Origin of the sequence: Micromonospora sp. NPDC048947 (assembly GCF_040649495.1) — a bacterium.
GTDB lineage: Bacteria > Actinomycetota > Actinomycetes > Mycobacteriales > Micromonosporaceae > Micromonospora > Micromonospora alfalfae.
The window spans coordinates 209,978-223,840 of sequence record NZ_JBEZFO010000009.1; the positions used below are offsets into that span (position 1 = coordinate 209,978).

General features: G+C 70.2%; 14 protein-coding genes and 1 tRNA gene. 11 read left to right on the forward strand and 4 right to left on the reverse strand.

The window, feature by feature from the left end:
- Positions 1–4: 4 nt before the first annotated feature.
- From AB0B98_RS15745 to AB0B98_RS15755, 3 genes are all read left to right on the forward strand, one after another.
- Complete coding sequence (locus AB0B98_RS15745) at positions 5–817, forward strand: helix-turn-helix transcriptional regulator (protein ID WP_357363238.1); 813 nt, start codon at positions 5–7, stop codon at positions 815–817.
- Positions 808–990: a DUF397 domain-containing protein gene (locus AB0B98_RS15750; protein WP_357363239.1), complete on the forward strand. Its 183-nt coding sequence runs from the start codon at positions 808–810 to the stop codon at positions 988–990. Before AB0B98_RS15745 ends, AB0B98_RS15750 begins: the two co-directional genes overlap by 10 nt.
- Positions 991–1,086: 96 nt before the next feature.
- Complete coding sequence (locus AB0B98_RS15755) at positions 1,087–1,686, forward strand: GNAT family N-acetyltransferase (RefSeq protein ID WP_357363241.1); 600 nt, start codon at positions 1,087–1,089, stop codon at positions 1,684–1,686.
- On the opposite strand, the gene AB0B98_RS15760 is transcribed toward AB0B98_RS15755, so the two are convergent.
- Positions 1,653–2,198: a CGNR zinc finger domain-containing protein gene (locus tag AB0B98_RS15760; RefSeq protein WP_238667150.1), complete on the reverse strand. Its 546-nt coding sequence runs from the start codon at positions 2,196–2,198 to the stop codon at positions 1,653–1,655. The two genes, AB0B98_RS15755 and AB0B98_RS15760, sit on opposite strands and share 34 nt — an antisense overlap.
- Before the next feature lie 86 nt (positions 2,199–2,284).
- Here AB0B98_RS15760 and AB0B98_RS15765 point away from each other — a divergent pair, with 86 nt between their 5' ends.
- The 3 genes from AB0B98_RS15765 to AB0B98_RS15775 all read left to right on the forward strand — a co-directional run bounded on the left by AB0B98_RS15765 (position 2,285) and on the right by AB0B98_RS15775 (position 5,934).
- Positions 2,285–3,241: a DMT family transporter gene (locus AB0B98_RS15765; RefSeq protein ID WP_357363242.1), complete on the forward strand. Its 957-nt coding sequence runs from the start codon at positions 2,285–2,287 to the stop codon at positions 3,239–3,241.
- An 81-nt stretch (positions 3,242–3,322) separates the two neighbouring features.
- Positions 3,323–4,018: an HAD family hydrolase gene (locus AB0B98_RS15770; protein WP_357363310.1), complete on the forward strand. Its 696-nt coding sequence runs from the start codon at positions 3,323–3,325 to the stop codon at positions 4,016–4,018.
- A gap of 221 nt (positions 4,019–4,239) precedes the next feature.
- The gene (locus AB0B98_RS15775; protein ID WP_357363244.1) at positions 4,240–5,934 is read left to right on the forward strand and encodes a S8 family serine peptidase; all 1,695 of its coding nucleotides are present in this window, start codon (positions 4,240–4,242) and stop codon (positions 5,932–5,934) included.
- Positions 5,935–6,133: 199 nt separating this feature from the next.
- Here AB0B98_RS15775 and AB0B98_RS15780 read toward each other — a convergent pair whose 3' ends face one another.
- Positions 6,134–6,739, reverse strand: a complete 606-nt coding sequence (locus AB0B98_RS15780) for a hypothetical protein (RefSeq protein ID WP_357363246.1) — start codon at positions 6,737–6,739, stop codon at positions 6,134–6,136.
- A 405-nt stretch (positions 6,740–7,144) separates the two neighbouring features.
- Between AB0B98_RS15780 and AB0B98_RS15785 the strand changes: the two genes are divergently transcribed.
- Positions 7,145–7,285 (forward strand): hypothetical protein, encoded by a 141-nt coding sequence (locus AB0B98_RS15785; protein WP_238667146.1) that lies wholly within the window; start codon positions 7,145–7,147, stop codon positions 7,283–7,285.
- 452 nt (positions 7,286–7,737) lie between these two features.
- On the opposite strand, the gene AB0B98_RS15790 is transcribed toward AB0B98_RS15785, so the two are convergent.
- Complete coding sequence (locus AB0B98_RS15790) at positions 7,738–8,346, reverse strand: helix-turn-helix domain-containing protein (RefSeq protein WP_357363312.1); 609 nt, start codon at positions 8,344–8,346, stop codon at positions 7,738–7,740.
- A gap of 273 nt (positions 8,347–8,619) precedes the next feature.
- On the opposite strand from AB0B98_RS15790, the gene cysS reads away from it, so the two are divergent.
- Both cysS and rlmB read left to right on the forward strand, forming a co-directional pair.
- A complete protein-coding gene (gene cysS, locus AB0B98_RS15795; RefSeq protein WP_357363248.1) occupies positions 8,620–10,035 on the forward strand; it encodes a cysteine--tRNA ligase in 1,416 nt (471 codons plus the stop codon).
- On the forward strand, positions 10,035–11,168 hold the full coding sequence (rlmB, locus tag AB0B98_RS15800; protein WP_357284719.1) for a 23S rRNA (guanosine(2251)-2'-O)-methyltransferase RlmB: 1,134 nt from the start codon (positions 10,035–10,037) through the stop codon (positions 11,166–11,168). Before cysS ends, rlmB begins: the two co-directional genes overlap by 1 nt.
- Positions 11,169–11,311: 143 nt before the next feature.
- On the opposite strand, the gene ugpC is transcribed toward rlmB, so the two are convergent.
- Positions 11,312–12,403 (reverse strand): sn-glycerol-3-phosphate ABC transporter ATP-binding protein UgpC, encoded by a 1,092-nt coding sequence (gene ugpC / locus AB0B98_RS15805; protein WP_091403085.1) that lies wholly within the window; start codon positions 12,401–12,403, stop codon positions 11,312–11,314.
- Positions 12,404–12,745: 342 nt separating this feature from the next.
- Between ugpC and AB0B98_RS15810 the strand changes: the two genes are divergently transcribed.
- Positions 12,746–12,822, forward strand: a tRNA-Thr gene (locus AB0B98_RS15810).
- 131 nt (positions 12,823–12,953) lie between these two features.
- Positions 12,954–13,733 carry a hypothetical protein gene (locus tag AB0B98_RS15815; RefSeq protein WP_357363250.1) on the forward strand — a complete coding sequence of 260 codons (780 nt, stop codon included), beginning with the start codon at positions 12,954–12,956 and terminating at the stop codon, positions 13,731–13,733.
- Positions 13,734–13,863 lie beyond the last annotated feature (130 nt).

Sequence of the window (13,863 nt, forward strand, 5' to 3'; positions counted from 1 at the left end):
GGGCATGGCCGATGGACAGATGACGGCGGCGGCGTTCCTGATCGCCGAGCTGCGCCGGGCGCGGGCGCGACGTGGCTGGAGTCAGGACGAGTTGGCCAAGGCGGTCAACTACTCGGCGTCGATGGTCAGCGCCGTCGAGCTGGGCCAACAGCCGCCCACCGCCAAGTACCTGGAACTCGTCGATCGCGCCCTGGACACCGGCGGTCTCTTCGGCCGCATGTCCACCGAACTGGTCAGCCTGGACCGGGCGCAGCCCTGGCTACGCGGCTGGCAGGCGATCTTTGCCCAGGCGCGCACGCTCCGGTGGTACGAGCCCCGCTACGTGCCGGGGCTCTTTCAGACGGAGGACTACGCCCGTGCGGTCTTCGAGGCTGGCGGCCTGCTCGCTCCCGAGGAGGTCGACCGGCGACTGGCCGACCGGATGAGCCGCCAGGAGGTGCTGCACAGCGAGCGGTCGCCGCACGTCGTTGCGGTGCTGGATGAGGCGGTGCTGCGACGTCGGGTGGGCGGGCGGAAGGTGATGCGCGACCAGACGCTGCACCTGGTGGGCATCGCCACAGGGCACCCCCGGGTCCGGTTGCACGTGGTGCCGCGATCGGCCGAGGAGTATCCGGGGCTCGGCGGGCAGTTCGCGCTCGCTGCCCTGCCCGACGGCACGGAGGTGGCCTACCTGGACTGTCAGGTTCGCGGCCAGGAGTTGGACCAGCCGAAGGATCTGTTGCGGTTGCAGCGGGTCTGGGAAGCTACCTTGGGTGAGGCCCTGCCCCCGCAGGCGTCCATCGAGTTGATGAACGAGGTGGCCGAGTCGTGGAGCTGATCGGCGCTAAGTGGCGCAAGAGCAGCCGCAGCAACCAGGACGCCAACTGCGTCGAGGTGGCTACGAATCTGGGGAGCGTGGTCGGGGTGCGAGACAGCAAGGACTCGAACGGGCCCGTGCTCGTAGTCGACGCGTACTCCTGGCGGCTCTTCGTGGCCGCGCCCCCGCGCTGACCGACCACCTCGCCCGCGACGGCGGTCTGGGTTTCCGCGCACCTGGCCCCGATAAACGGCTCGACGTGGTCCGGAGCGGGACGGATGATCCGGGCCATGGGTGACGATGGCGCGGGTGTGCCGACGGGGACCGAGCGGTTGCGGTTGCGGCGGCTGACGATGGCCGACGTGGACGCGCTGGTCGAGTTGGACAGCGACCCCGAGGTGATGCGTTTCCTCACCGGGGGCGTCGCGACCCCGCTGGCCACAGTGCGCGACGAGCAGTTGCCGAGGCTGCTGGCCCAGTACGACAGGCATCCCGGGCTTGGTCGGTGGGCGGCGCATGATCGGCAGTCCGGCGAGTTCCTGGGTTGGTTCGCGTTGGACCCGTCGGAGGACGGCACCGAGGCCGAGTTGGGCTATCGGCTGCGCCGCGCGACGTGGGGGCGAGGGCTGGCCACCGAGGGGTCGCGGGCGCTGGTCCGGTACGCCTTCGACACGGTCGGGGTGCGGCGGGTCTGGGCCGAGACGATGACTGTCAACGAACGCTCCCGGCGGGTGATGGTGAAGGCCGGGCTGCACTACGTGCGGACCTTCCACCTGCAGTGGGACGACCCGATTCCGGGCACCGAGCAGGGCGAGGTGGAGTACGAGGTGCGGGCCGAGGAGTGGGCGACCGTCGGTCAGGAGCGACCGGCGGCCCGGCGGGCGCGGTAGGCGGTCACCGCCGCACGGTTGCCGCAACCGGCCTCGCAGAACCGGCGGGACCGGTTGCGGGACAGGTCGACGACGACGTTGTCGCAGTCCGGGTACTCGCAGATCCGCAGGCGGCTCAGCTCGCCGGTACGGACCAGGTCGGCCATCGCCATGGCGGCCTCGACCGCGATCCGGGTGGCCAGCGGCGCGTCGCGGGGGACGGCGTGCAGGTGGTACGGCTCGTCGTCGTGCTCGATGAGCTGGGGCAGCGCCTTGTGTTCCAGCAGCAGACCGTTGACCACCGCGACGATCTCGGGTGGTTCGGCGTACCAGATGCGGCGCAGTTGGGGCCGTAGCTCCCGTACGGCGTGCAGCTCGGCCTCGGTGTGCTCGTGCCGGCCGCTGTAGGAGTGGCGGACGAAGAACGTGTCCAGCGCAGCGATGTCGGGCAGCAACTCGCCGTCCCGACCTGCGGTGTTCACCAGCGCCGCGGCGGCGATCAGAGAACACTCGGTGTCATGAGCGAATAGCAACTTGACTCCTGTCATTGCCCCCGCCTAGCGTCATCAGTACAAGGATAGTTTGCTCATGACACGGTGCCCATTGCGAGGAGCGCGAGATGCACTCACGACCTGCTGCCGGCGTCGGACTGGCGCTGCTCTCCGCAGTCACCTTCGCCACCTCCGGCACCTTCGCGCGGTCGCTCATCGAGGCCGGCTGGTCTGCCGAGTCCGCGGTGATCGCCCGCGTCGGCGTTGCCGCAGTGGTGCTGGCGATCCCCGCCCTACTGTCGCTGCGGGGCAAATGGGACGTGCTGCGAAGCAACGCCGCGGCCATCGGGGTGTTCGGGCTCCTCGGGGTGGCGGTGGCCCAGGTGTGCTACTTCAACGCCGTGCGCTACCTGCCGGTCGGTGTCGCGCTGCTGCTGGAATACCTGGGCATCATCCTCGTCGTGGTCTGGATGTGGCTGCGGCACGGGCAGCCGCCCCGCCGGCTCACCATCGCCGGGGCGGTGGCCGCGCTGGCCGGGCTGGCGTTCGTGCTCGACCTCGCCGGCACCGCCGACTTCCACCCGGTGGGCGTGCTCTGGGGGCTGGGCGCGGCGTTCGGCCTGGCCGGATATTTCGTGCTCGCCGGCCGGGTCGACCCCCGGCTGCCCTCTGTCGCCTTGGCCAGCGGTGGAATGGCCGTCGGTGCCGCCGTGCTGCTCCTCATCGGGCTGACCGGCCTGCTGCCGCTGCACGCCACCTTCGGTGAGGTCACCTTCGCCGGGCAGCCCACCAGCTGGTTGGTGCCCATCGCCGGGTTGTCGCTGGTGGCCGCCGTCATCGCGTACCTCACCGGCATCGCCGGCACCCGGATCCTCGGGCCCCGACTGTCGTCGTTCGTCGGGCTGACCGAGGTGCTCTTCGCGGTGCTGGTCGCCTGGCTGTTCCTGAACGAGCTGCCCACCGGCTGGCAGTTGTTCGGCGGTGCGCTGATCGTCGCCGGCGTCGCCCTGGTACGCCTCGACGAGTTGCGCGGATCGCCCGCGCCGGCCACGCCCGAGCCCGAGCTGGCGCTTGACGGTCGGTGAGAGTCGGCGGGCGGTGTGCTCCTGATGGCCGGCCCTTGCCGGCAGGCGGCGAATTCCGCTGGCGGTGAGAGGGTGGGTGTCGTGCTGACCACTGTGGTGTTCGACGCTGACGAAACGCTGTTGGACCTGCGTCCAGCGGTCACGGGTGGGCTGGTGGCGGTCCTCGACGAGATGCGGCGACACGCACCCGCGGCGGCCGGCGTGACGCTCGCCGAGCTGGAATCGGACTGGGGCGCCGTCTTCGGCGAACTGAGCGCCGCCCCGGTGACGGAGATCCGGCGCGCCGCACTGGCCCGGTCGCTGGCCCGCGCCGCGCTGGTCCACCACCTGGACGAGATCACTGACCTCTTCTTCGCCCAGCGCTTCGCTCTCACCCGACCGTTTCCTGACGTACCACCGGCGCTGGCCACGCTGCGCGGCCGGTACACGCTGGGCTTCGCCACCAACGGCAACAGCCGCGCCGAACGGTGCGGACTCGCCGGCGAGTTCACCTTCGAGCTGTATGCGCACGAGAACGGCCTGCCCAAGAAGCCGGCCCCGGAGTTCTACGCCGCTGTGGTCGCGGCGGCAGGGGTGCCAGCCGGGCACATCGTGTACGTCGGCGACTCGTGGGAGCACGACGTGGTGGCACCCCGGCGGGCCGGCCTGCGATCGGTGTGGCTGAACCGGCTCGGCCTGCCTCGCCCGCCCGGCTGCCCACCCGACGCCGAAGTCGCCAGCATGGCCGAGCTGCCGGCCGCGCTGGCGGATCTGGGTGCCGTCGCGGTAGGTGAGTAGATCGAGGCGGCCGGCGCGTGTGTCTGTGCGGCGTGTGTCTGTGCGGCCGGTGTCTGTGCGGCGTGAATCTGTGTGGCGTGAATCTGTGCGGCGTGTGTCTGTGCGGTCGGGGTGCGGCTCGAACTGGCGGGATTCACTGCCATAACGGGCGCTCAACTGGCGTAATCCGGATCGTTGTTGTGTGATGGCTGCCACGTCCCTCAACGAGAGGATCCGATGTGGTGAGCAAGCGCTTCACCGCCCGTACGGTCGCGACCGCGGCTGTGCTGGCACTTACGGCTACGGGGTTGGGTGTGCCGGCCAACGCCGCGCCGAGCAACTCCCGGACCTTCACCGTCGTCGCCGAGGATGGCGTCGCCATCGACACGGCCGTCGCCGCGATCCGGGCAGCTGGTGGCACTGTGGTGTCCCGGTCCGATGAGGTCGGCATGTTCCAGGTCAGCAGCGACCGGGCCGACTTCGCGGCCAGGGCGACCGCCGCGCCGACGCTGATCGGCGCCGCCGAGCAGAAGGCCATCGGCCGCAAGCCGAAGTTGGACCGGGTCGAGCAGGAGCACCTGCTGGCCGCTGCCGGTGCTCGTGCCGGTGCTGCCGGCGCCGCCAAGAAGGGCGCCAAGCTCGATCCGCTCGATGACAAGCTCTGGGGTCTGGAGATGATCCGGGCCGACGAGGCCCGCAAGATCGAGCCGGGCGACCGTCGGGTGACCGTCGGCGTGCTGGACACCGGCGTCGACGCCAGCAACCCGGACATCGCGCCGAACTTCAACTGGTCGCTGTCGCGCAACTTCGCGCGCGACCTGACCGATGTGGACGGCCCCTGCGAGGTGCCGAGCTGCCTCGACCCGGTCGGCACCGACGACGGCGGGCACGGCACCCACGTGGCCGGCACCATCGGCGCCGCGGCCAACGGCTTCGGTCTCTCCGGCGTCGCCCCGAACGTCTCGCTGGTCGAGCTCAAGGGTGGCCAGGACTCCGGCTACTTCTTCCTCGACCCGGTCGTCAACGCCCTGGTCTACGCCGGCCGGTCCGGGATCGACGTGGTCAACATGTCGTTCTATGTCGACCCGTGGCTCTACAACTGCACCGCCAACCCGGCCGATTCCCCCGAGGACCAGGCCGAGCAGCGGGCCATCATCAAGGCGATGAAGCGGGCGCTGGTCTTCGCGCACAACAAGGGCGTGACCCTCGTCGGCGCGCTCGGCAACAACAACGAGGACCTGGGTGCACCGCGCACCGACGTCACGAGCCCCGACTACGGCGCCGACCCGTACCCCCGGCCGATCGACAACGAGAGCTGCTGGGACCTCCCCACCGAGGGCCCGCACGTGATCGGCGTGTCGTCGGTTGGCCCGTCCGGCAAGAAGTCGGACTTCTCCAACTACGGCACTGAGCAGATCTCGGTCGCCGCGCCGGGAGGCTGGTTCCGGGACGGTTTCGGCACCGACACCTTCCGTACCGACGCCAACATGATCCTGTCCTCGTACCCGAAGCACGTGCTTCAGGAGGAAGGATCGGTCGACGCCGACGGCAACATCGTCCCCGGCTTCGAGAATTCGGTCTTCAAGCAGTGCAAGGCCAACGGTGAGTGCGGCTACTACACGTACCTCCAGGGCACCTCGATGGCGTCCCCGCACGCCGCTGGTGTCGCCGCGCTGATCGTCAGTCGGCACGGCAAGGCGCAGGGTCGGACCGGCTTCGGGATGTCCCCGGACCAGGTCGAGCAGCACCTCTACCGCACGGCCGCCGAGCACGCGTGCCCGGAGCCGCGCCTGCAGCAGTACCGCAACGAGGGCCGGGACGAGACCTACGACGCGTACTGCGCCGGTGGGGTCAACTTCAACGGCTTCTACGGCTACGGGATCGTCGACGCCTACGCGGCGGTGAAGACCCCGCTCAAGCCGAACGCCCGCCCGTAGCGCACATCGCACTGCGGTGGCCCAACCGCCACCGTCCTTCGGGGCCCGGTCGACCTGTCGTCGACCGGGCCCCGGCTCGTCCAGGCCTGTTGTCACCGGCCGCCGCTCGGCGCCGCTCATGATCGACTCGGTTTCCTGGAAGGCGCGGCGTTGGTGCCTGAAGGATGGCGCGGTTTCCAGGAACCCGAGTTGATCCTGGTCATGTTGACGATCCTCGCCGCCACCCTCGGCTGACCAGCGCGTTGCGCACCTCTCGGAGCACCGCCGGGAACTCGCCGTGCAGCCGTCGACTGGTCACATGCAGGACCAGCCAACCCGCGCCGACCAGCTGATTCAACCGACGGCGGTCGCGGTGCAGCTGTTCTGCGTCGGCGTGCCACTTCCCGTCGTACTCGAGCGCCACCCGATATTGCGGCCAGGCCAGATCGGGGTGCAGGACAACGCCGACGGGCAGGCGAACCGGATGTTGAACGGCTGGGCGTGGCAGCCCACCCAGCACCAACCGCACGCGCAGGTGCGACTCCGGCGGAGACTCGGCTTTGCCGTCGGCCAGGTCGAAGACCCAGCGCGCCCGTCGTCCACCGGGCCGGTCGGCATTGCGGGCAGCAATGACGGCCAGGGTGTCGCGCTCGGCCAGGCCCTGCCCGAGCAACGAGTCGACGATGGCGACCGCCCGGACGGGGTCGAGCCAGACAGCCGTTTCCCAGGCGGCCCGCCCGGGGTCGGACCGGGGGATCGGGAGGTCCCGCGCGCTGGACCTGCGCGGGCCGGCCGCCGCCCACCCATCGCCCGCGCGGGCCGTCACGATCCCCCCTGCTCTGACAGACACCGCGGCCTGGCGGGACAGCAGCGGCGCTGGCCGTGGCGACATTTGGCCGGCAGGTGGGCGCACTGCTCCCGTAGGTCGCGCCGCATCACGTGGACGGCCAGCGCTCGACGCGCGCCCCGTATCTGGCACTCGCCCCCCGCTTGGCGGTCGTGCTGGGTCGGGCTGTGGTCCGGGGTCTGGTGGTCGTGCTGGGTCGGGCTGTGGTCCGGGGTCTGGTGGTCGTGCTGGGTTGGGCAGTGGTCCGGGATCGGGTGGTCGGCCAACGGTCGCCGGACCACCGGCCTTCGGCATTCGTCCGGCGGTTGGTGGTCGTTGTGCGGTTGGTGGGGTCGCGGCTCGCTCCGGGGCCCCGCTCACCGTGAGCGGGGTGATGGTGTTGACGTGCACGCTGAGGCCGCGCTGCGGGCCGACCCGCAACGGTCGGGGCACGAGGACGTGCACGTCGTCGGTGAAGCTCGCGGCGTGTTGGACGCCGTGCAGGTAGGCAGCCGACGGGCCGCCGATCACCACTCCGGGCGGTAGCCGCAGGAGGGCGGCGCGACACGCGAGGGCGTGATCACGGTCCAACCGCGAGTCGGCGTAGATGTCGTGGCGCAACCGCACCCAGGCAGAGTTGCGCAGCTGATGTTCGGTGAGCAGGCCGTCCCGGACAGCGTCGGAGCCGCGGAAGACCTGCCAGGCCAGGGCATCGGGGCGATGCGGACGTGGGGGCATGCAGAGAAGCCTGCCGAGCACCGACTGGCCACCGGAACCCCTGTGGACAACCCCGCCCGCGGTTGCCGCTGGACCTGTGGACAACCACGAATCCGCCCGCCGGTCGTGCTATGGCAGCGGTCGGAACGGCCGACCAATCGGGCATTGTGGCCGCCGATGGGCGGTGATCCACTCGCGTTCCTGAAAGTCGGGCGGTTGCTGGCCTTGGGATACCGCGACTTTCGTGAACCCGAGTCGATCAAGCCGCGCGGCGGTCGGGGTCAGCTGAGGGCGGTGGCGATGGTTCGGGCGGCGGCCAGCACCTGCGGGCCGATGGTGTCGACGTCCAGCGGGGCGAGCGCTACCACGCCGACGCTGGCTTCCAGGCCGGGTACGCCGAGCACCGGTGCGGCCACCCCGTACGCCCCGGCCTGCAACTCTCCGCTGCTACTCACCGGCTCGGCCACCCCGGCGCGGCCGGCCAGGATCGCCCGGCCGGCCGCCCCCCGATCCAGTGGATGCCGTGCCCCGGCCCGGTACGCGACGTGGAACGACGTCCAGCTCGGCTCGACCACTGCCAGTGCGACGCCCTCGCCACCTTCGACGACGGTCAGGTGCGCGGTCGCGCCGGCCTGCTCGGCGAGGCGGCGTAGCGCGGGCAGCGCGCCTTCGGCGAGCAGCGGCTGGGCGCGTCGGGCCAGGTGCAGCAACCCGGCACCGAGGCGCAGCCGACCGTCTCCGTCGCGACGCAGCATGCCGTGCCCGGTCAGCGCACTGACCAGCCGGTAGACGGCGGCCCGGCCGATGCCGAGCTGATTCGCGGCCTCGGTCACTGTCAGACCGCCGGAGGCGTCGGCGACCAGGTGCAGCAGCCGCAACCCCCGGTCCAGCGTCTGCGACGTCTCCCCGCCCCGCCCCGCAACCGCATCGGCCCGCCGTGCGCCAGTCTCGGTCCACCCGAGGGTTGCGTCGGCCGCACCGGAGCCCTGCCCGAAGGTTGCGTCGGTCGGCCCGGAAGCCCGCCTGCGGGCCGGGTCGGCGGGGGCGGTGGGGTTGGCTGGCGGGTCACCGGAGCCACTGGAGCGTGCGGTCGCATCCACGCCTGGCAGCGTACGACCCGGCACCGGCGGACCCGGACAGGCACGGACAGCTACCCTTGTACGGTGACGCTACGCCTGTATGACACCGCCACCCGATCGGTGCGGGACTTCGTCCCGCGGGAAGCCGGCAAGGTGGGGGTCTACCTGTGTGGTCTCACGCTTCAGGCCCCGCCGCACATCGGTCATCTTCGCTCCGGCGTCAACTATGACGTCCTGCGCCGTTGGCTGTTGGCCGCCGGCTATGAGGTCACCTTCGTTCGCAATCTGACCGACATCGACGACAAGATCCTGGTCAAGGCGGGCGAGCAGGGTCGTCCGTTCTGGTCGATCGCGTACGCCAACGAGTTGCTGCTCGCCGAGTCGTACCGGTCGTTGAACGTGTTGGCGCCCACCTACGAGCCGCGCGCCACCGGGCACATCCCGGAGATGCATGAGCTGATCACGAAGTTGATCGCCGACGGGCACGCCTACCCGGCGAGTGACGGCTCCGGCGACGTCTACTTCGATGTGGCGTCCTGGCCGGCGTACGGGTCGCTGTCGAACCAGTCGCCGGACGCGATGCAGTCCGCCGGGGACGCGCCGGACCGGGGCAAGCGGGATCCGCGTGACTTCGCGTTGTGGAAGGGTGCCAAACCGGACGAGCCGGCGGACGCCTACTGGCCTTCGCCGTGGGGTCTCGGCCGTCCGGGCTGGCACATCGAGTGCTCGGCGATGTGCTGGCGCTATCTCGGCCCGGAGTTCGACATCCACGGCGGTGGCCTGGATCTGACGTTCCCGCACCACGAGAACGAGATCGCCCAGTCCCAGGCGGCCGGGTTGCCGTTCGCCCGCTACTGGGTGCATCACGGCCTGCTGAGCATCGGCGGGGCGAAGATGGGCAAGTCCGCCGGCAACGCGCTGGGCCTGGCGTACGTGGAATCGCTCGGGGTGCGGCCGGTGGAGCTGCGTTACTACTACGCCGCCGCGCACTACCGCTCGGTGATCGACTACTCGGAGGATTCGCTGCGCGACGCGGCCACCGCGTACCGGCGGATCGAGGGTTTCGTGCAGCGGGCCGCCGAGCGGGTCGGTGCCGGGCAGCTCGGTGAGCTGCCGGCCGGCTTCGTCGCCGCGATGGACGACGACCTCAACACCTCCGCCGCGCTGGCCGTGCTGCAACAGCACATTCGGGACGGCAACACCGCGCTGAGCGTCGGCGACGATGTGACCGTCCGCACCACGCTGGCCGTGGTGCGGGCAATGCTGGATATTCTCGGGGTCGACCCCCTCGACCCGGCCTGGACCGGTGGCGGCCGATCGGACGACCTTCGCGCCGTGGTGGACTCCCTGATCGCGCTGGCCCTGGAGCAGCGTGCGCAGGCGCGGGGCCGCAAGGACTGGGCCGCCGCGGATGCCGTGCGTGACCAGCTCAAGCTGGCCGGCGTGGTGGTCGAGGACACCCCCCAGGGCCCCCGTTGGACTATTGGAGAGCAGGACTGATGGCCGGCAACTCGCAGCGCCGTGGCCGGCGACTGACGTCGAAGGCAGGCGCCCCCAAGGGCACCGGCGGCAAGAACAAGGACTCGTTGGCCGGGCGGGGTCGCACCCTGCCCGCTGACGAGCGGCCGTGGCACAAGGGCTACTCGGGCACCGAGAAGCTGCCCCAGCGCACCGCCTGGAAGCAGGACAAGGAGCGTCGTGCGGCGGCTGAGGAGGGGCGCGCCCCCAAGATCGGCCAGCCGGGCAGCAAGGACACCACCTGGGGTCGGGGTGGCGGTCGGGGCGTACCGGTCGGGCGGGGTGCCGCCACCGGCGGGCGGGGCGGCAAGCCCACCAGCCGGTCCGGCCCTCGGGTCACGCCGGGGCGCAAGTCCAACCCGTCCAAGGACACCCCGGAGCTGTTGGTCGGGCGTAACCCGGTGCTGGAGGCGCTGCGCGCCAACGTGCCGGCGACGGCGCTCTACACGGCCCAGGGCATCGACATGGACGACCGGATCAACGAGATCATCCGGACCGCCGCCGACCGGGGCATCGCCAACCTGGAGATCAGCCGCGCCGAGTTGGACCGGATGACCGGTGGGGTGCTGCACCAGGGCGTCGGCTTGCAGGTGCCGCCCTTCGCGTACCAGCCGTTCGAGGACATGGTGGCCGCTGCCCTGGAGCAGCAGGCCCCGCTGCTGGTCGCGCTGGACGGTGTCACCGACCCGCGCAACCTGGGTGCCGTGATCCGGTCGGCTGCCGCGTTCGGCGCGCAGGGTGTCTTCGTACCCGAGCGTCGTGCCGCCGGGATCACCGCGACCGCCTGGCGGACCAGTGCCGGCGCGGCCGCGCGGGTGCCGGTTGCGCAGGTGACCAACCTGACGAGGTCGTTGAAGGCGTGCCGCGACGCCGGTTTCATGGTCGTCGGCCTGGATGCCGACGGCGACACCGACCTCTACAACCTGGAGGCCGCTGTCGGTCCGCTGGTGGTCGTGGTCGGTTCCGAGGGGCGCGGTCTTTCCCGCCTGGTCGGGGAGACCTGCGACCTGACCGTCAGCATCCCGATGATCTCCGAGGTCGAGTCGCTCAACGCCAGCGTGGCGGCGGCGGTCGCCCTGGCCGAGGTCGCCCGTCGGCGCTCCGTCGAGCTGTAACGCACGTCGGACGAAGGCCCTCTCCCGCCGAGCGCGGGAGGGGGCCTTCGTCGTCAGGCGCACCGGCAGGACGACGAGCCGCTTCGAGTACGACGAAGGGGCGGCCCGCCGAAGCGGACCGCCCCTGTCGGTACGGCGTTACGTCAGATCCGGCCACCGGTGGCGGCGTGGAAGACGTGGCTGCGACCGGCAACCGGCTTGACGAACACGGTGTCACCCATGTTCGGCATGTTGCGCCGGTCGGTGCGGACGACGAAGCGCTCCGAGTTGCCACCCAGCGCGGCGTGGCCGTAGACGTTGGCGTCCGAGCCGAGGTCCTCGACCAGCTCGACCACGACCGGCATGCCGCCCTCGGTCGGGCTGACCAGCTCGCAGTCCTCCGGGCGGAAGCCCACGGTGACCTTGCCGTCGCCACCCTCGGCACGGGCCGCCTCGACCTGCTCGCGGGTCAGCGGGATCTGCAGCTCGGCGAACTCGGCGCCCCGCTCGTTCAGCGGAACGGTCTTGATGTTCATGGCGGGCGAGCCCATGAAGCCGGCGACGAACACGTTGGCCGGGGTGTCGTAGAGCGCCCGCGGGGTGTCCACCTGCTGCAGGACGCCGTCGAGCAGCACCGCGACCCGGTGACCCATGGTCATGGCCTCGACCTGGTCGTGCGTGACGTAGACAGTGGTGACGCCCAGCTTGGCCTGGAGCGACGCGATCTGGGTACGGGTCTGCACGCGCAGCTTGGCGTCGAGGTTCGACAGCGGCTCGTCCATGAGGAAGACCTGCGGCTCGCGGACGATCGCCCGGCCCATCGCGACACGCTGACGCTGACCACCGGAGAGCGCCTTCGGCTTACGGCTGAGGTACTCCTCGAGCTGGAGCAGCCCGGCCGCTTCCTTGACCCGACGGTCGATCTCCGACTTGGAGGTCTTGCGCAGCTTGAGGGCGAACGCCATGTTCTCGTACACCGTCATGTGCGGGTAGAGGGCGTAGTTCTGGAAGACCATCGCGATGTCGCGGGCCTTCGGAGGAAGGTGGGTGACGTCACGCTGGTCGATGTAGATCGAACCGGCGTCCACGTCCTCCAGGCCGGCGAGCATCCGCAGGCTGGTGGACTTACCGCAACCGGAGGGGCCGACCAGGACGAGGAACTCCCCGTCGCCGATCTCGAGGTCCAGCTCGTTGACGGCGGGACGCTCTTGGCCCGGGTAGACCCGGGACGCCTTGGAATAGGTGACCGTAGCCATGGTGAAGCGCTTCCTTTCACCGGCAGGAACGTGCCGGACGATCCGAGTGAAGGAGCAACCGGCACGTGTCCGTGCCGGTTCAGCGGACGGCGGCGCGGTCGCGGGGGCGCCCGGGTCGTCGTCCGTGTCAGTGAACCGTAAACGCGTTTACCCGTGCTGCCAAGGTGGGGGGCCGCCCAGCCCACCAGTCGGGCTACGCATTCCGGTCAGTCGGGCACGGTCAGACATCAATCGCCGCCGTGTCAAACGAGTCTGCGTCGGGTTCTTGACGATTCCCGTGCTCGGGAGGCCTCGGGATCGGGATTACCGAACGTCAGTCGCTATGCTGACCTCGACGCACGCGCCCCTGTAGCTCAGCTGGCCAGAGCACTCGCCTTGTAAGCGAGATGTCGCCGGTTCGATCCCGGCCGGGGGCTCCAATTACATCAGACCTTTCCGAGCGGCACTGCCGTGTCTGTGCCGGTCTGCCCCGTGGGGCAACCGGACGTCGACCACGGTCGCTATCGTGCCTCCGTCCCGCCATCAAGCGGCGGTCTACGGGGGAATCACAATGAAACACAGCACCACTCTGCTCGTGCTGGGTCTGACCGGCAGTCTGTTCTTCGCAGCCGGCTGCACTCCGGCGAATGAGCCCACCCGCACCGACAAACCGGTTCAGGCCACCGCGACTGCCACTGCCGTGCCGTCCCCGACGCCCGACGTCCGCGCAGAGCTGGTCGCGGCATTGCAGCGGTCGCAGAGGGCTGCCCACCGGTACGCGGTGCGCGGCAACCTGCCCGAGGGGCAGAACGTCAACGGCACGGGTGCCTTCGACCCGAAGAAGCGCCGTTTCCAGACGACGATCTCGGTCACCGGCGGGAAGTACCCGTCGGCGGGGAGCCGGATCGTGATCGGCAACGACAGTTACTCGCGGCCGTCCGACGAGAAGGACTGGGTGCACGTCGATCTGAAGCGAGTGAAGCGCGACGATCTCTTCCTCCGCTTCGACTGGGTCGACCCGACCGGCCTGAAGGCGTTCACAGCGTCGATCGTCTCGGTGGACCGCGTCGACCCGCACACCTACACCGGCCGTTTCGACCCCACCGGCAAGGACACCACGTCGTTCCTCCCCGTGGGCGCACCGAGCATCGTCTCGATCGGCATACGCCTGTCGCCGTTCACGATCACCACCGACGACCAGGGTTGGGTCACCTCGATCAAGGTGGAGCTGAGCCCCAGCGACGGCCCGAAACTGACGCTGACCACCACCATGAAGGATCACGGGAAGTCCTTGAAGATCAACGCGCCGGCACGCGCTGGTGAGGCCGCCGACTTCTACTACGGAAAGTAGCAGCTCAGCCGTACCGGGCCGATGCCACTGTGTCCCACAGCGGTGAGCCAGCGCGGCTGGCGGAGGGGTGGCAATGAGATACGTCAGCCTTGAACGAACCAAGGACGGGATCCTTCTGGATCCCTGGGCA